Below are 16,233 nucleotides of genomic sequence, written 5' to 3'. Positions count from 1 at the left end.
AGAAAATAAGTTTATTTATTTCTACTATTTAATACTAGGTGTAAATCCCTTAGCATCTTTGGGTATTATTTCCAGCCGATTGAAATTAAATTTAACTGTATTGTGGTGAAGAATTTAAGGGAGGTTGTTTAAGTTACGGAATCGATTGCGAAAAATGATTCTAACTATTTTAATCTTGACTTTTAAAAGATAATGCTAAGCTTATTGTATTAAATATTGATAAAAAAAAATAAAAAAGCCTTTGGGTATTTTGTCCCCAAAGGCTTGATAAATGTTAAGGAAGTTTTTACTTAGACTTTAGGTTCCCAACCTTTTTCATAGGCTTTTGACCACAATTCCATTCCTTTTCTATTATAGATATGACCATTGGCAGGATTACAATCAAAATTCTCACCGATACGGTAGGAGATATTGGCCAAATGGCACAGCAATGTGCTGACTGCCCCGTCATCAATAGTGGAATTTTGCTTTTCTTTACCCCTGATCGCAGCAAAGAAATTGCTCACATGTACAGTGGTCATATCACCGCCTCCACCAAGGTTGGTACTTCCTTCTACACTTCCTGATTTGACTTCTTTTATTAATTTGCCTCCACGGTCAAATAATTTGTAGTGACCCCTATCTACAATCACGGAACCTTCTGTGCCATAAATAATGGTGCCACGGTCCATGCCATAAGTATTGTGGCCGTTCCTGCTTTTCCCATCCCATTGTATCGTTTTATCACCATCAAATTTAAAGGTAGCCAACATAGTGTCATACATGGTCCAACCATCATCTACAAAGTGGTATTTTTCGGCATCTACATGGACATGCTTAGGGTATTCTACCTGAAGCGCCCATCTGGCGACGTCCAATTCATGGGTGGCATTATTTCCTGTTTCGGCAGTTCCATAATCCCAACCATACCAATGCCAGTTATAATTCCACGTATCATGAGTATATTTTCTTCTTGGAGCAGGTCCTTGGAAAAGCTCCCAATCCAGACCTGTTGGAGGAGCAGCTTCTTTTGCAACTGGAACTTCCCCGCGTTGATTGATATAAAATGCAGTAGCCATGTACGCTTTTCCGATCACGCCATTGTGGATCTGATTGATGATTTCTATGGTGTGGTCAGAGGATCGCTGTTGGTTTCCCATTTGGATCACCTTGCCGTACTTCTTTTTGTATTCCAGCAAAATTTCCCCTTCCCGGGGGGTGTGGCTACAGGGTTTTTCTACATAAACATGTTTGCCGTTTTCCACAGCCAACCATGTACCGGGGGCATGCCAATGGTCAGGAGTCGCATTGATCAGCACATCGATTTCTTTGTCCTCAATTACCTTGAGAATACTGTTTTCCAATTTTGGTTTGTAATCAATATATTTGGTAAAATTCGTAGCAGCCTTTCCTCTTTGAGATTCCATGACATCACATAGGGTTACCAGCTTCACATTGTTGTTAGGATCGCTGATTGGTGCATAAAATGCTCCCAACCTTCTTCCAAGTCCTGCAATTGCAACATTCAATCTATCATTGGATCCAATTATATTACCATAACTTTTTGCTGAAAAACCCATAGCCCCCAAGGACGAGAGTCCTACTGTGGCCAAGGTTGATTTCTTCAAAAACTCACGTCTGTTTTTTTTATCAATATTCATTGTTTTTGGGTTTACTTCAATTTCTTGATTTTGATATTTTTGAAATGGACTTCATCTCCATGGTCCTGAAGCAGGATATGTCCTTCTGGGGCTTCACCAAAATTATCCCAAATTTTATACTTACTGATGGCTACAAGGTCTCGGTATTCCTGTGAACCCCTGACAAATTCCACTACTTTTACGCCATTGAGGTAATGTTCTACTTTGTTATCAGGATATACAACAACCCGACCTTTGTTCCATTCCCCAGGACCTTTGACGAATCGTGGTTTTTTATCTGCTTTGATAAGGTCGTAAAGGGAAGACAAGGTTCTGTTGCCATCGATACCCATTTTGGCATCAGGATGTCTTTCGTCATCTAAGATTTGATATTCCAAACCAATAGCCGATCCTTTGTTTCCTTCACTTAATGTCACAAAATATTTAACCCCACTATTGGCACCTTCAGTCATTTTAAAATCAAAGGCCAGGTCAAATGCACTGTATTTTTCAACAGTAACAATATCTCCAAAATTGCTGGACTCACCACCATCTGCTTTTTCAATGGTTAATATACCATCATTAACGTGCCAGCCCTTATCAGGAAAAGTTTCTTTATAGGCACCTTTCCAGCCATCTGAATTTTGGCCGTTGAACAATAGTTCCCATCCCTTTTCTTTTTCAAAATCAGTCAGTTCGTTCAATCCAGTATTGACTACAAATACATCTCCCTGAAATGGGGTAGGAGTTAAGTTCTCCGTTTGTACCCTGACATTTCTGAAATAAGTCTTATTCCCTTCATCTTCGGGATTTCCAATGCTATGCACCTGCAATCCAATAAATCCCCTTGAATCCATATCATCCACAACATAGGCGACCTCCTGACCATTGATCCAGGTTTTGATTTCTTTACCTATGGCTTCAATTCGATAAGAATTCCATTCACCCATTTTAAAAGCTTCCTTGGCTTTGGGATTTAAGTCCAATGGATACAACCAACCTCTTCGCGCTTCATCATATAATCCGCCCGACCAAGAACGGGCAGTAGGGTCTGCTTCTATCTGATATCCAAAAACCAAACCTTGTCCATCCCTTTTGGTCGGATCAAACTGACCCCTGACCATAATTCCCGAGTTGCTGGAAAGGTCTTCGATTTTTAAATCGAGTTCCAGAATATAATCCGAATATTCTTTTTCAGTTATCAAAAAAGTATTCGGGGTATTGGCTTTGGCATAACCTATGATTTCCGAATCCTTGACTTCAAAAGGCGCTGCACCTCCGACCACTTTCCAGCCTTCCAGGTTTTCACCATTGAATATATTATTCCATTCTGAAGATGTATTCCCCGAATTGGGAGATTCACAGGAAATGATACCCATACATCCTAGCATCATTAATAGCAATACTGACTTTTTCATATTTTGGGTTATTTTAATATTTGTCAAGTTCTACATTAAGTGTATGTAATTCAAGCAACCTGACCAGCTGATTACGCAAACGATTTCGAGAGTAAGTGACTTTTGTAATTTTGATAATTGAATTTAAGAACTATCTTAGAATGTATGTAGTCGAAAGTGATAAGTGGAATATTTTATATTCTTCCCTAATACCCTTAAACCTAAAATAACCAGGATGAACTCCAATACGCTCAAAAATACGCTGACATCTATTTTTCTGATTTTTTCTATTCTGCATTCCAGTTTGGCCCAGGTGGATTATCAAAGAATTTACCTTTCCGGTAAGGATGCCGCAGAAACGGTAGATTGGGAATTTATGGTATCGGATGGCCGGGAAGCTGAAACTTGGAGTACCATTCCTGTTCCCTCTAATTGGGAACTGCATGGTTTCGGTACCTACAATTACGGACACGACCATAAAAACGCCGAGCGGGTTTTAGGAAAGGAAACCGGGTTTTACAAACATTCCTTTGAGGTACCTTCAGATTGGAGAGGAAAAACCATCAACATTATTTTTGAAGGGGCAATGACCGATACCAAGGTTAAAATCAATGGGAAATCTGTTGGGGAAATGCATCAAGGTGGTTTTTATAGATTTAACTATGACATCTCCAAATTGGTTAATTATGGCAAGAATAATGTCCTAGAAGTAGAAGTAAACAAGCACTCTGCAAATGCTTCGGTGAACAGGGCAGAAAGAGAAGCCGATTTTTGGATTTTTGGTGGGATTTTCAGACCGGTTTACCTGGAAGTTTTACCCAATGCACATTTTACAAGACTTGCAATAGATGCCAAAGCAGATGGTACTTTCAACAGTCTGATTGAAATCAATAATCCACCCAAAAATGCCAAAGTTAAAATTGAGATCAGAGAAAAAGGTTCTGATTTAGGAATAAGAAGCATTGAATCAGCAGATATAAGCGAGGATTCTTGGCTTTCAGGAAAAATTGAAGGTATCAAAACATGGAACCCCGAACACCCTCATCTGTACGAGGCATCATTTATCTTGATGCAAAATGAAAATATCGTTTTTCAAAAGAAGGAGAACTTTGGATTCAGGACAGTTGAACTGAGGGAACAGGATGGGATTTATGTCAACGGCAAACGAGTTGTCTTCAAAGGAGTGAACAGGCATTCATTTTATCCTAATTCAGGTAGAGCTTTGAGTGAAGCCAATCATTTGGAAGATATCTTGTTGATGAAGGAGATGAACATGAATGCGGTAAGGATGTCGCATTACCCACCTGATGAGCGGTTTTTGGACCTTTGCGATTCTCTCGGCTTGTTTGTTTTGGATGAGGTGGCAGGTTGGCAGCAAGGCTATGATACCGAAGTCGGGCCGAAGGTCATCAAAGCCACCGTCCTCAAAGATGCCAATCATCCTTCGGTAGTGATATGGGACCACGGCAATGAAGGGGGTTGGGATTTTGAAAATGAGAAATGGTTTCATGAATACGATATCCAAAAACGGCCAGTCATCTACCCATGGTTAATCAGGAATGGCATGGATATCTTCCACTATTTTAAATATAATGCAGGCGTACAAAGATTGACCCATGGCCAGGTTCCGTTCATGCCCACGGAATTTATGCATGGACTTTATGATGGCGGTCATGGTGCAGGATTGGATGACTATTGGCATGCATTCAAAAGAAATCCGGTTTATTCCGGTGGGTTTCTTTGGGTGTTTGCAGATGAAGCAGTGGTCAGAACAGATAGAAACGGAGAGTTGGATGCTGATGATAACCATGCCCCTGACGGAATTTTGGGCCCTTATAAAGAAAAGGAAGGAAGTTTTTACACCATAAAGGAAATATGGTCCCCGATACAAGTTCAGCCTTTCAACCTCAACGCCAATTTCAACGGGGAGATTTTAATAGAAAATCAATATATCTATTCCTCATTAGAGGACTGCAAACTTGAATGGAAACTTTTTTCTATCAATGGCTTAGAGAGTCAAAGTGATGTCCATAAAAAACTAATCAACCTTCCTGACGTACTTCCAGGTGAAACAAAGAGAATAGACCTAGACCTTCCTGATAATTTTGATCAATCGGATTACCTCTCAATTAGTGCCTTTGATTGGAATGGTAAGGAATTATATACTTGGAGTTGGCCAATTCACCCTCCTTCGGACTTTTTAACAAGAGAATTAATTGAATCCGGTTCAAGTGAAATGAATATGGTTCAAATGGAGGAAGAAAACGGTCAATTGAAAATACAGGCAGGAGAGATGACTTATTCTTTTGATCTTGAAACAGGTGGTTTGACTAAAGTTCAAAACGGAACAAAGTTCTTTTCATTTGCCAACGGCCCAATGGTGGAAGGAATGGATTCACAGGTGGAAAAAGTGTATTGGGAAATGGACGAGGAGGGAAGTATTCAGGTCCACATAGCCTATTCAGCCTATCCCAAAAAGGCTACTTGGACTGTCCATAGTTCCGGACTGTTGTCTTTTGAATCCAATGGTCCTGCCTTTGGTGGTGGAGGCATTGACTATTTGGGGATATCATTTTCTTATCCTGAAGAAAAGGTAAAAGGTGTGACGTGGGTAGGAGATGGTCCTTATAGGGTTTGGAAAAACAGGTTAAAAGGCGCTGAATTTGGCTTATGGGAAAAAGCTTATAACAATACCATGACTGGTTACAGTTATGATAACTTGATTTATCCCGAATTCAAAGGCTACCATGCCAATCTATATGCCATGGAACTGCAGACGGAAGAAGGAAATATCCAAATATATTCCGGCACACCGGGAATGTTTTTCAAACTGTACAATCCCGAAAATCCACCCCATGCCACTGCAGGAGTTACTCCAAAAATGCCAAAAGGCGATATATCTTTCCTCCATCAGATATCGCCTATTGGTAATAAATTCTCTGGACCCGAGACGATGGGTCCGAGTGGTGAAAAAGGCAGTGGCGTAAGCCATACAGGAGATACCCCTTTTGGGATAAAACTATGGTTTGATTTTAAGTAAACTGATCAAAAAGGAAATTGAATTAAAATGAAAAGACGGGAATTTATCTCAAAAAGTGCTGTAATAGGATTGACCTCATCAATTAATATTGGTAAAGCCTTTGCTGATTCAATCAATGAAGAAAATGGGAATACTTATCCTTCCCCTATTTTGGACATTCAATCTGTGATAAAATTCCCTATTTTCATTCAAAAAATAGAAGTCCTGGAATCAGTTGGAAACCGATTTATTGTCGTCACTTCCAAAGACGGACTTCAGGGTACCACTGTACTTAATTTCAGAATGGAGTTTCTCTTACCGATTCTGAAAAAGTTGATTCAACCCTTTTTTATAGACAAAGATGCCCGGGATATCGAACAGATTTTGGATACCATCGCTCATGACAGAGGGGTTTATAAGTATTCCGGAATTCCATTGTTCAATTGTATAGGACAGATCGAAATCGCAGTGATGGATTTATTGGGAAAAGCAGCAGGTGTTCCTTCCTCTGATTTTTTTGGAAAGAGAATCCGAACCGAAATTCCCATGTATGTTTCAAGTTTGACCCGTGAAACCAGCCCCGAGGAAGAAGTAGCCAATCTTCAAAGACAACTTGCCGAGACAGGTGCTAAAGCCGTCAAAGTAAAAGTTGGCGGTCGAATGAGCCGCAATGCCGATGCTGCACCGGGCCGGTCAGAAAATCTGATTCAACTGTTAAAGAAAACTTTTGGGGATGATTTGACCATTTATGCAGATGCCAATAGTTCTTTTGATCTTCAGGAAGGACTAAAAATGGCTGCTTTTTTGGAAGATTATGGTGTTTCCATTTTTGAGGAACCCTGTTATTGGGAGGACTATGCGTCTAATCAAAAGATTGCCGCAAGCCTGAAAACCATGAAACTGGCAGGTGGAGAGCAAGATACTTCCTATCTCAGATGGCGCGATATTGCCCAAAACAAAGTGTATCATGTGCTTCAACCGGATTTATACTATAATGGAGGAATGCTGCGGGCATTTTATGTGGAAAAATTGGCGATTGCCAATGGATTGAGTTTGGCGCCTCATAGCCCAAAAGATGACCCCTTAGCAGCACCTTTCTTTCAATTAGCTTCTGTTTCGCCTATATTGGAAGGATATCAGGAATTTCCGGGTGGAAAGAAAAAATATCCTGATTGGTATTACCCTCATTTTGATATCGAAAATGGTTTTATCAAAGTTCCCTCAGGTCCAGGATTGGGTCTGGAATATGATGAATACATTTTCATAAAAGCCAAAATCATCAATTCTTAACCCAACAACCGACCCAAACATGAAAAGCTTCAAGCACATTTTGCACTATGTCTATGTATTTGGTTTCTTAATTCAGCCCTTTTTTTTACAAGCCCAAAACCTCAACACCAATCCGATCCTATCCCCATGGGCTGAACAAGTGGATGCCAGTGCACCACATCAGGAATATCCCCGACCGCAGATGGTCAGGGAAAATTGGACCAATCTGAATGGGTCTTGGGATTATGCGATTTTGGAAAAAGGAAGCAGTAAACCTGAACAATTTCAGGGAATAATCACGGTTCCCTTCCCTGTAGAATCTTATTTATCGGGTGTTATGAAACCTGTTGGCGCGGAAAAGGAGCTTTGGTATAAAAAGACAATGACTATTGCCAATAAGGACAGAAAAGGAAAAGTCATGCTTCATTTCGGAGCAGTGGATTGGGAAGCGGAGGTGTTTGTGAATGGGAAATCAGCCGGTGTTCACCAAGGAGGATATGATCCTTTTTCTTTTGATATCAGCAGCTTGTTGAACAAAGGACAGCAACAGGAAATTATGGTCAGGGTTTGGGATCCGACTGATGACGGACCACAGCCAAGAGGCAAACAGATCAATCGGCCACGAAGTATTTGGTACACTCCGGTGACAGGGATCTGGCAGACTGTCTGGATGGAATTTGTTCCAGAGTCATACATATCAGCTTTAAAAATCACCCCTGATTGGGATAATGGCAAGTTTCTGATTGAAACTGGCAACGATTTGAATTCAGGTCAATTTACTTTGGAAGTGAAAGCATTGGATGGTGATCAGGTAATTGCAGAAGTTCAGGGTGAAGTTGGCAAAGGTTTGAATTTGAATATACCCGATCCTAAATCTTGGTCACCTGAAAATCCCCATTTGTATGATTTTGAAATCAGCTTGAAGCGTGGCAATAGGGTAGTGGATCAGGTAAAATCCTATGGGGCTTTGAGGAAAATATCCATTGGCTATGATGCCAATGGCATGCAGGTAATGGAACTGAACGGAAAGTCCTTGTTTCAATATGGCCCCTTGGATCAGGGTTGGTGGCCTGATGGTCTTTACACTGCGCCTACGGATGAGGCTTTGGCTTTTGACATTATCAAAACGCAGGAAATGGGTTTCAATATGATCCGTAAACATGTAAAAGTGGAACCTGCCCGATGGTACTATCACTGTGATAAATTGGGTATGTTGGTTTGGCAGGATATGCCCAGCGGGGATATGGGAAATGTCTGGGAGTCCAAACCCGGCATTTACCGAAAAGGCCTTGACAAAGACAGAACACCTGAATCCGAGTCAATTTTCAAAACCGAGTGGAAAGCCATTATGGATGCATTTCATCATTTTCCATCCATTGTAGTTTGGGTACCCTTCAACGAAGCTTGGGGGCAGTTCAAAACCAAAGAAATCACCGAATGGACCCAAGCCTATGATCCAACAAGATTGGTCAATTCTGCCTCAGGTGGGAATTTTGAACTCGAAGGAAATAAAATTACCGGAGATATCTTTGATGTGCACAATTATCCAGATCCTGTGATGCCCTCACCGGATTTGTTTGGAAAGGTGAATGTGCTGGTATTGGGAGAATACGGGGGATTGGGGCTTCCTGTGGAAGGACATACCTGGCAGGACAAGGACAATTGGGGCTATCAATCCTTCAAAACCCAGGAAGAACTTTTGGCGAGATATCAGCGCTTGATCGTGGACCTTAAAGCACTGATTCCCTTAGGTCTAGCCGCGGCGGTCTACACCCAAACTACAGATGTGGAAATAGAGACCAATGGACTGATGACTTATGATAGAAAGGTGATCAAATTTCCTGTGGAGGTTTTGAGGAAATTACATAAGGAGCTTTATAAATAAATGGAATTATAGTTGAAATAGGAGCGATGCCATGTATTTGGGTAGCCAAAGTTTCTTGGAACCAAAAAAAAGGATTGGGAATATTATCAGATGCATCCTGATACACATAGGTGTTTTTCAGCCCCAAAGGATCGAAGATATAAGCTTTCATAATCTCTGGAATGGAATATTCTGAAACCTCCTCAATGATTTTTCCCAAATGCTGGTAATTCGAATCCGAATAGGCCGCTTTGGCCTCTGGTTTGAATTTAGGCCCATTAAAGAATCTTTTTGATGAATGATAAAAAAAATGACATTGTCACTTTTCTGATGCCCACTGGGCCAAAGTCCTAAACATGGCTATTGTTTCATGGTCCCTAACATCAAAGTCATAATCTGCACTAGTCTTTACGATTACTACATCATACACGGGGTGGATGTATATATACTGGCCCCAAATCCCAATAGCTGAATAATCTCCATCAGGGTTCTCAGGAATCCACCATTGATACCCATAACCAAATGTCCAATCGCTCAATGGATTCTTGCCAGGTTGAAGGCGGGGTTCAGTTCGGTATATAGATTCTTTAATCCACCACTCTGGGATAATCTGCCGACCTTGGGCCATACCACCATTGATATATATTCGACCAAAGCGTAGAAAGTCTCTTAATCTTGCTGAAAGAAAGGCGTGGGAAAGGGTAAAACCGAAGGTGTCCGTATTCCAATATGCTGTAGCTTCCATACCTGCAGGTTTCCAGATTTTATCTTCCAAAAATCGGCCTATACTCATACCAGTGGCTTCCTGCAAAATCAAGCCTAAAACTATCGTATCGCTACTAATGTATTGATTATAGGTTCCGGGTTCGCGAATTTTAGGTAGTTCTTTCAAAAGGTCAGGTAATCGGTGCCCAAATCCGAATACCCTGATTGGCAGCAAAGTAATATCTGAGGTAAAGTTATCGTAATTTTCATTGAATCCTATTCCGGAAGACATGGTCAGAAGATCCTGAATACTGACCGCCCCATATGCTGTTCCACTGAATTCAGACAGGTATGTTTCAACCCGGTCTTCAACGGATCCAATATATCCCTCTTCGATTGCAATGCCAATCAATGCGGAGATTACAGACTTTGCCACTGAAAAGGATGTGACTAAAGATTCTTCATTGTAATCTCTATAATATTCTTCAAAAAGAATCCGTTTCCCCTGGGCAACTATAAGGCCGGTAGTCCAAGTTTGTTCTAAAAATTCCTTGATGTTTTTTTGGTTTCCTTCGAATTCAAAGTATTCCGGAAGATCTTTGCTTTCAAAGCTAAATTCCCCAGTGCTCTCACCATGATTAATTTGTTCTGATGGAAAGAGGTTATGAAAATTCTGGAAATTCTCTAAACGGGTTTTATCGCTAAAGAGTGAAACAGCAATCCACCATTCACTGTTACGTAAATAGAGATAACCAAGTGCCAGAATAGTAACCAACCCCAAAATGATAATTCCAATGATGGTCCTGATTTTCTTTAGTTGTTTATTCATAAACTAACTTCAGATTTATCCCTAATGAATTAACTACAAAATCATGAAAAAAATGGAAAAAGTCATAATAACTCTACTGGATTGTTCATGTTTTTTTATAGCCATGCTAAATTTAATTAATTAAATTGAAGTATTGTTTTGTTTGAGCCAAAAAAATACACTGAATTTTCAGTAAAATACTAGGCAGAATAAACACGAAATCATCGCTGATCTATATATCTCAAATCTACCTTACTTGACAAAGCATATATCATTTAAATATCAACTATTTCATTATTATTTCGTAAATAGACTTGTAATCCATTAAGTTTTTCACATTTAAATTTATCGAGTCATGAAAAAATCAATATCCATTTGCCTCGTTTTCATCTCAGGGATTTGTTTCTCATCTTTTTCTCAAGACATTAGCCCTAATCCAAAAAAGAATTTTGAATTGAAAAGCCTGGAAGAGTTGCCTTGGTATCATGGAATTCCAAGATTGAATCAAAAAGACTCTATTATCATCCTCAGTCCGGAATTGGAAAGATCACTCAATTTCCCTGGACTCGATGGTCAAAAATTCTCTTTTAAAACGGATGGGGAAAAATCTTTTTTCGATAATCCTCCGACCATTTACAATATGCCGATTCATAAACCCGAAGGAGATTTTCCGATATTGGTTCATGTCCCGGATGATCAGGTGAATTATACGATAAGGATCTGGCCGGTGGATTGAGATTGAAAAATTTGGAAAATTGAAATATTGAAAAATTGAAGGCCAATATCCTCTCTAGGCTTAATAATAACCCTAAAACCATATTTCTAATCGATGGTTTTGGTGCTTTGTTGACTGCATTTTTTTTGTTTGGAGTTCTTAGGCCTTTTGAGGAAACTTTTGGGATGCCCAAGGATATCCTCACTTTTCTTTCCCTGATTGCATTGGTTTTTGCGGTGTATTCTTTTTACTGCTATTTTTTCTTGAAGGGTAATTGGAAAACTTTTCTTTTTGGTATCAGCATTGCTAATTTCATGTATTGCTGTCTGACTTTGGGATTGGTTTATTTTTTCTATTCCGAATTGACAGTTTTGGGAGTTGTTTATTTTTTGGCTGAAGTAGCGGTGGTGATGGGATTGGTGTTGGTGGAGTGGAAGTTGATTGTGAACTCAGAGAATTAAATTCGGAATGAGATTTATTTTTCAAATTAGGCGGGAATTGGTTTTCAATGTGTTCATTTGTAATTGAAAAAAAACAGCGCTAAATTGAAATATTAAATTAGAAAAAAATGTCAACAACTGAGCTTAAGTTAGAGATTATCAATAAAATAACCTCTATCACGGATACCGAAATACTATCGGAAATTTATAGGTTGGTAAACCTGGAATCTAACATGGAAACCTCTTACAAACTAAGTGAGGAGGAAAAAAAAGCTATTGAATTAGGACTCAAAGATGTCAAAGAAGGTAGGCTCTATTCTAATGAACAAGCCGATAACCTGATACAGGAATGGCTAAAAAAATAATTTGGACTCAAACTGCTATTGAAGATAGATTTAGAATTTATCGTTTTTGGCTTTATAAGACCAAGAGTAAAACTTACAGTGAAAAACTGGAAAATCTTTTTAAAGAAGGTGCAAATTTAATTTCGGAATTTCCTGAAGTAGGACCATTAAGCGATTTTCATGGAATTAGAATAAAGTCCCTAAAACACTACCAATTATTTATCAAGTAACTTCTGACACAATTCACATCATCAGGGTTTGGGATACATGGCAAAATCCTGAAAAACTGGAATTGGAATAATCAATTCTTTTATATTTAAAACAAAATTATTAATCAATCCATGCGCCTGATTCCAATTATCATCGTCTTCCTTATACCAGTCTTAGTGAAAAGCCAAACTGTCTGCACCGCTGAAAGCAAAGAACGTCTTGATGCCTACCTGCTGAAACTTTCAGAAATCGACCTTTCGGAAAAGTCTCCCAATGAACGCATCATCGAAATAGGGAAATGGTTTCTCAATACACCCTATGTGGAGAAAACTTTGGAACTGCCTGGGGAAGAAAAACTGGTGATAGATCTCATGGGCCTGGATTGTACCACTTACCTGGAAACTGTCGTCACTTTGGCAAGGTTGGCACAAATGGGGGAATTTTCTTTTGAGGATTATGCGCGGGAACTGGAATTGCTCAGGTATCAGGATGGAATCAGAAAGGACTACCCATCCCGGTTACATTATTTTTCGGATTGGGTTTACCAGAACGAACAAAAGGGAATCATAAAAGATGTCACCAAGGAAATAGGTGGTAAGGTTTATGCCAATAACCCAAGCTTTATGAGTTCCAATCCCCAATATTATGCACAGTTGGGAAATCCTGAATTTGTGAAGCGGCTAAAGGTAACTGAAGCTGAAATCAGCAAAAAAACCTATCACTATATCCCAAAAGATGAAATAGTCAACTACGAAAAGAACATCAAATCCGGTGACCTGATTGCCATCACTACTTCCATGCAAAACTTGGATATCGTACATGTGGGCTTTGCCATAGAAAAGGAAGGCAGGATCCATTTATTGCATGCAGGAACAAAAAATATGAAGGTGGAGATTTCCGAAATGCCTTTGCACGATTACCTGAAAGGTAATAAGTCGCAATCAGGGATAATGGTGGGGAGGTTGGTTGAACCCAGTAAATGATTTTAGATCAAGCATTCATAAAAATTTAAAATAAATATTATATGCAAGCAATTTGAGTTACAAGCTGTTTTACGCAACATTGCTATTTAAAAAATGAACCGAATTTTTAAGATTTGTTTTTATCTTTATAATTGGTTTGTATTAATCAAAGACATAGGGTAATGCTAATTAAAGAAAAGTTTCATAAGTTAATCGATCAGATTGATGATCAGGAGTTAATCAAAGTTTATTATGAATTGATTCAAAAATTAAATTTGAATGAATCAGGAAAGCTTTGGGAAAGTTTGACTTTGGAAGAAAAAAATGAATTGTTGATCAGCTTTGAAGAAAGTAAAGATCCTGAAAACCTGGTCCGTCATGATGTCGCTAAAAAACAACATGACGAATGGTTAAAGAAATAGTATGGACTAAAAGATCCTTATTAAAATTTAATAGGATCATAGATTTTTTAGAAAAAAGATGGGGCAAAAATGTAACGAAATCTTTTGTAAGAAAAACTTATGATATTGTTGATCTATTATCTCATCAGCCATTTTTAGGTACAATTGAGAATGAAAAATTAGGAATAAGAGGTTTCTTAATAACAAAACATAACAGGTTGTTTTATAGAGTGACAGAAAAAGAGATTATTCTGTTAAATTTCTTTGATACCCGGTCAGGAGATTCCAGGAGTAAAATTTAGATAAACATCATTAAGAAAGAATTCCGAAACCTTATACACCTTTACAAGTCAAAGCCTCATGCTAAAAAAAACATACCTTCTTCTTTTTGCATTTTTAGTTTTATCATGTAAATCCAGCCCACAAAACCAAAACCTGCACTTCTCCGGAAATCCCCTTTTCGAAGGATGGTATGCCGACCCTGAAGCGATTATTTATGGGGATACGTATTGGATTTACCCGACTTACTCCGACAAATTCCACAGACAGGTCTTTATGGATTGTTTTTCTTCCCCTGACTTGGTCAATTGGACCAAGCATGAAAGGATCATCGATACAGCTGAAGTGGCCTGGGCGGATTCTGCCATGTGGGCACCTGGGGTAATTGAAAACAAAGGCAAATATTTTCTCTTTTTTGCAGCCAATGATGTGCATGAAGGAGAAGTAGGGGGAATAGGTGTGGCTGTTGCCGACCAACCACAAGGGCCATTTAAGGATTTGTTGGGCAAGCCTTTGATCCAAGATATTATCAATGGAGCACAGCCGATTGACCAATTTATTTTCAAGGATAAAGACGGAAGCTTTTTGATGTATTATGGAGGTTGGGGAAAATGCAATGTGGTCAAACTCAACGAAGATTTTACAGGTTTGGAGCCTTTTGACGATGGGGAATATTATAGAGAAGTGACACCGGAAAGTTATGTGGAAGGTCCCTTTATGTTTATGCGGGATGGGAAGTATTATTTTATGTGGTCGGAGGGAGGTTGGACCGGTCCTGACTATAAAGTAGCCTATGCGATTGCAGACAATCCCTTTGGCCCTTTTGAGCGGATTGGAGTAGTATTGGAACAGGATACAGAAGTGGCCACCGGTGCGGGACATCATTCGGTCTTGCATGTTCCCAAAACTGACCAATACTATATTGTATACCATCGCAGACCGTTGGGTGAAACGGATGGCAATCACCGGGTAACTTGTATTGACAAGATGGAATTTGACGAAAATGGCCTGATCATACCTGTCAAAATCACCTTTGAAGGAGTTCCGGCAAATCCTTTGGATTGATGTTAAACCAAAATATTTAAAAGCCTGAGAAATAGATCATAGAAAGTTTAAAATTTTAAAATTATGAAAAACCTTTTTCGGTTTGGTTTAAATTACCTAAACTAGGTTTGTTAATATAAACTTTAAATGAAAAAATATGGCTAATACTAAAATCACTGTTAATTCCAATGGATCTTTGAAGGTAGAAGGTGACTTCGAAATTGTGGATGCCCAAGGAAATGCTTACGGACTGCAAGGTCGGACTGTATTGGGACTTTGCCGTTGTGGAATGTCCAAAAACAAACCTTTTTGTGACGGCTCACATCGTGGGCATTTGGAACACGATGCTGTTGCTTTCGACCTCCCGCCAAAAAAAGTATAATCCCTAGAGATCAAATGAATATGGCCTCGGTTAGTTGTTGATTTAAGGCAATTTAACCGAGGCCATTTTTTATAAAAGGTTTTTACTGCTGTTTGAATTAGCATCCGCAAGTCCCAACCACTGTTTGGATCCATGGAAGACGGTCTGGAATATGTATTTGAATTTCGCCCTTAGCAGGTAATACTTCAGGCTCGTTGCTTTCGCTTAACTTGAGTTTCAACCAAACTTCTACCTGTTCATTTCCTAACCTTACATTTCTCGAAGATTCCTCTGAATTGTTTTCTACAGAAAGGACTTCCAATCGGATCAATTGATTGTCCAATTTGATGAAGCCAAAATCTTTTTTATCCGGAAGACCATATTTTTCTGCATAAATAAAATTTTGCTGTCGGAATTGAAGACTGTCTGTCGCCAAATAACAACTACAGCCCATGACTTCTTCCAGGTATCCAAAAGTTTCCAGATTGATTTCAGAAAAAGTCTTTCCAGCCTGTTCGGTCAATGTGCTTTCTGATTCGCTCTTGCCTGCATTGTTTCCGGAGCATGAGATGAACACGATTACTGTCATCAAAGATACAATAGGCATAGATTTAAGTCCGTGAATCAGGAGGAGATCTTTGATTTTTATTTGCATAGGATCGAAAGGCTTTAAGTTTTAGAGGTAAACATGGAAAATCAAATTTATGATTATTCCTTTTCAATTTGCCGATAAAATAGTTTTGATTTGTTTATAGATGTTTTCAAGTTATATTTTCTAGTGATTCACATTCAGTCC

17 protein-coding genes are annotated in these 16,233 nt (G+C 39.1%); 12 read left to right on the top strand and 5 right to left on the bottom strand.

All coding sequences use genetic code 11. From position 1 onward, the window contains the following. Nucleotides 1-290: 290 nt before the first annotated feature. Entirely contained in the window at nucleotides 291-1,640 is a 1,350-nt protein-coding gene (locus tag HMJ38_RS13360) for a Gfo/Idh/MocA family protein (protein ID WP_194974904.1), read from the bottom strand. Nucleotides 1,641-1,651: 11 nt separating this feature from the next. Then, on the bottom strand, nucleotides 1,652-3,037 hold the full coding sequence (locus HMJ38_RS13355) for a 3-keto-disaccharide hydrolase (protein ID WP_194974903.1): 1,386 nt from the start codon (nucleotides 3,035-3,037) through the stop codon (nucleotides 1,652-1,654). 214 nt (nucleotides 3,038-3,251) lie between these two features. On the opposite strand from HMJ38_RS13355, the gene HMJ38_RS13350 reads away from it, so the two are divergent. Genes HMJ38_RS13350 through HMJ38_RS13340 form a run of 3 tightly spaced genes read left to right on the top strand, consistent with a single transcriptional unit; the run spans nucleotide 3,252 to nucleotide 9,189 of the window. Beyond that, a complete protein-coding gene (locus HMJ38_RS13350; protein ID WP_194974902.1) occupies nucleotides 3,252-6,056 on the top strand; it encodes a glycoside hydrolase family 2 protein in 2,805 nt (934 codons plus the stop codon). A gap of 27 nt (nucleotides 6,057-6,083) precedes the next feature. Beyond that, a complete protein-coding gene (locus tag HMJ38_RS13345; RefSeq protein WP_194974901.1) occupies nucleotides 6,084-7,325 on the top strand; it encodes a mandelate racemase/muconate lactonizing enzyme family protein in 1,242 nt (413 codons plus the stop codon). Nucleotides 7,326-7,344: 19 nt separating this feature from the next. Beyond that, nucleotides 7,345-9,189 carry a glycoside hydrolase family 2 protein gene (locus HMJ38_RS13340; RefSeq protein ID WP_194974900.1) on the top strand — a complete coding sequence of 615 codons (1,845 nt, stop codon included), beginning with the start codon at nucleotides 7,345-7,347 and terminating at the stop codon, nucleotides 9,187-9,189. On the opposite strand, the gene HMJ38_RS13335 is transcribed toward HMJ38_RS13340, so the two are convergent. Further along, nucleotides 9,137-9,388: a beta-lactamase family protein gene (locus tag HMJ38_RS13335; RefSeq protein ID WP_228780046.1), complete on the bottom strand. Its 252-nt coding sequence runs from the start codon at nucleotides 9,386-9,388 to the stop codon at nucleotides 9,137-9,139. The genes HMJ38_RS13340 and HMJ38_RS13335 overlap by 53 nt on opposite strands. Before the next feature lie 99 nt (nucleotides 9,389-9,487). Continuing rightward, nucleotides 9,488-10,702 (bottom strand): serine hydrolase domain-containing protein, encoded by a 1,215-nt coding sequence (locus HMJ38_RS13330; protein ID WP_194974899.1) that lies wholly within the window; start codon nucleotides 10,700-10,702, stop codon nucleotides 9,488-9,490. 334 nt (nucleotides 10,703-11,036) lie between these two features. Here HMJ38_RS13330 and HMJ38_RS13325 point away from each other — a divergent pair, with 334 nt between their 5' ends. The 9 genes from HMJ38_RS13325 (at nucleotide 11,037) to HMJ38_RS13285 (ending at nucleotide 15,458) form a co-directional block, all read left to right on the top strand. Then, nucleotides 11,037-11,417, top strand: coding sequence for a hypothetical protein (locus tag HMJ38_RS13325; protein WP_194974898.1), 381 nt, complete (start codon nucleotides 11,037-11,039; stop codon nucleotides 11,415-11,417). 35 nt (nucleotides 11,418-11,452) lie between these two features. After that, on the top strand, nucleotides 11,453-11,857 hold the full coding sequence (locus tag HMJ38_RS13320; RefSeq protein ID WP_194974897.1) for a hypothetical protein: 405 nt from the start codon (nucleotides 11,453-11,455) through the stop codon (nucleotides 11,855-11,857). 107 nt (nucleotides 11,858-11,964) lie between these two features. Then, nucleotides 11,965-12,201, top strand: a complete 237-nt coding sequence (locus HMJ38_RS13315; protein ID WP_194974896.1) for a hypothetical protein — start codon at nucleotides 11,965-11,967, stop codon at nucleotides 12,199-12,201. After that, nucleotides 12,186-12,410, top strand: a complete 225-nt coding sequence (locus HMJ38_RS13310) for a type II toxin-antitoxin system RelE/ParE family toxin (RefSeq protein WP_194974895.1) — start codon at nucleotides 12,186-12,188, stop codon at nucleotides 12,408-12,410. The genes HMJ38_RS13315 and HMJ38_RS13310 overlap by 16 nt, the downstream gene beginning before the upstream one ends. A 111-nt stretch (nucleotides 12,411-12,521) precedes the next feature. Next, the gene (locus HMJ38_RS13305; protein WP_194974894.1) at nucleotides 12,522-13,373 is read left to right on the top strand and encodes an N-acetylmuramoyl-L-alanine amidase-like domain-containing protein; all 852 of its coding nucleotides are present in this window, start codon (nucleotides 12,522-12,524) and stop codon (nucleotides 13,371-13,373) included. Nucleotides 13,374-13,534: 161 nt separating this feature from the next. Further along, nucleotides 13,535-13,774: a hypothetical protein gene (locus HMJ38_RS13300; RefSeq protein WP_194974893.1), complete on the top strand. Its 240-nt coding sequence runs from the start codon at nucleotides 13,535-13,537 to the stop codon at nucleotides 13,772-13,774. Next, nucleotides 13,759-14,055 carry a type II toxin-antitoxin system RelE/ParE family toxin gene (locus HMJ38_RS13295; RefSeq protein WP_194974892.1) on the top strand — a complete coding sequence of 99 codons (297 nt, stop codon included), beginning with the start codon at nucleotides 13,759-13,761 and terminating at the stop codon, nucleotides 14,053-14,055. Before HMJ38_RS13300 ends, HMJ38_RS13295 begins: the two co-directional genes overlap by 16 nt. Nucleotides 14,056-14,113: 58 nt before the next feature. After that, complete coding sequence (locus tag HMJ38_RS13290; protein ID WP_194974891.1) at nucleotides 14,114-15,097, top strand: glycoside hydrolase family 43 protein; 984 nt, start codon at nucleotides 14,114-14,116, stop codon at nucleotides 15,095-15,097. A gap of 136 nt (nucleotides 15,098-15,233) precedes the next feature. Then, nucleotides 15,234-15,458 carry a CDGSH iron-sulfur domain-containing protein gene (locus HMJ38_RS13285; protein WP_194974890.1) on the top strand — a complete coding sequence of 75 codons (225 nt, stop codon included), beginning with the start codon at nucleotides 15,234-15,236 and terminating at the stop codon, nucleotides 15,456-15,458. A 97-nt stretch (nucleotides 15,459-15,555) separates the two neighbouring features. On the opposite strand, the gene HMJ38_RS13280 is transcribed toward HMJ38_RS13285, so the two are convergent. After that, on the bottom strand, nucleotides 15,556-16,092 hold the full coding sequence (locus HMJ38_RS13280) for a hypothetical protein (RefSeq protein WP_194974889.1): 537 nt from the start codon (nucleotides 16,090-16,092) through the stop codon (nucleotides 15,556-15,558). Between the last annotated feature and the right edge of the window lie 141 nt (nucleotides 16,093-16,233).

Source organism: Aquiflexum lacus (assembly GCF_015476655.1).
GTDB classification, from domain to species: Bacteria; Bacteroidota; Bacteroidia; order Cytophagales; family Cyclobacteriaceae; genus Aquiflexum; species Aquiflexum lacus.
The sequence above is the reverse complement of the archived record's forward strand: the minus strand, read 5'-3'. Positions and strand labels throughout refer to the sequence as shown.

Coding starts and splice junctions, on each gene's coding strand:
- HMJ38_RS13355 (WP_194974903.1), bottom strand. CDS start 3,037: ATGAAAAAGTCAGTATTGCTATTAATGATGCTAGGATGTATGGGTATC.
- HMJ38_RS13305 (WP_194974894.1), top strand. CDS start 12,522: ATGCGCCTGATTCCAATTATCATCGTCTTCCTTATACCAGTCTTAGTG.
- HMJ38_RS13350 (WP_194974902.1), top strand. CDS start 3,252: ATGAACTCCAATACGCTCAAAAATACGCTGACATCTATTTTTCTGATT.
- HMJ38_RS13330 (WP_194974899.1), bottom strand. CDS start 10,702: ATGAATAAACAACTAAAGAAAATCAGGACCATCATTGGAATTATCATT.
- HMJ38_RS13295 (WP_194974892.1), top strand. CDS start 13,759: ATGGTTAAAGAAATAGTATGGACTAAAAGATCCTTATTAAAATTTAAT.
- HMJ38_RS13280 (WP_194974889.1), bottom strand. CDS start 16,092: ATGCAAATAAAAATCAAAGATCTCCTCCTGATTCACGGACTTAAATCT.
- HMJ38_RS13325 (WP_194974898.1), top strand. CDS start 11,037: ATGAAAAAATCAATATCCATTTGCCTCGTTTTCATCTCAGGGATTTGT.
- HMJ38_RS13345 (WP_194974901.1), top strand. CDS start 6,084: ATGAAAAGACGGGAATTTATCTCAAAAAGTGCTGTAATAGGATTGACC.
- HMJ38_RS13315 (WP_194974896.1), top strand. CDS start 11,965: ATGTCAACAACTGAGCTTAAGTTAGAGATTATCAATAAAATAACCTCT.
- HMJ38_RS13340 (WP_194974900.1), top strand. CDS start 7,345: ATGAAAAGCTTCAAGCACATTTTGCACTATGTCTATGTATTTGGTTTC.
- HMJ38_RS13360 (WP_194974904.1), bottom strand. CDS start 1,640: ATGAATATTGATAAAAAAAACAGACGTGAGTTTTTGAAGAAATCAACC.
- HMJ38_RS13285 (WP_194974890.1), top strand. CDS start 15,234: ATGGCTAATACTAAAATCACTGTTAATTCCAATGGATCTTTGAAGGTA.
- HMJ38_RS13310 (WP_194974895.1), top strand. CDS start 12,186: ATGGCTAAAAAAATAATTTGGACTCAAACTGCTATTGAAGATAGATTT.
- HMJ38_RS13290 (WP_194974891.1), top strand. CDS start 14,114: ATGCTAAAAAAAACATACCTTCTTCTTTTTGCATTTTTAGTTTTATCA.
- HMJ38_RS13300 (WP_194974893.1), top strand. CDS start 13,535: ATGCTAATTAAAGAAAAGTTTCATAAGTTAATCGATCAGATTGATGAT.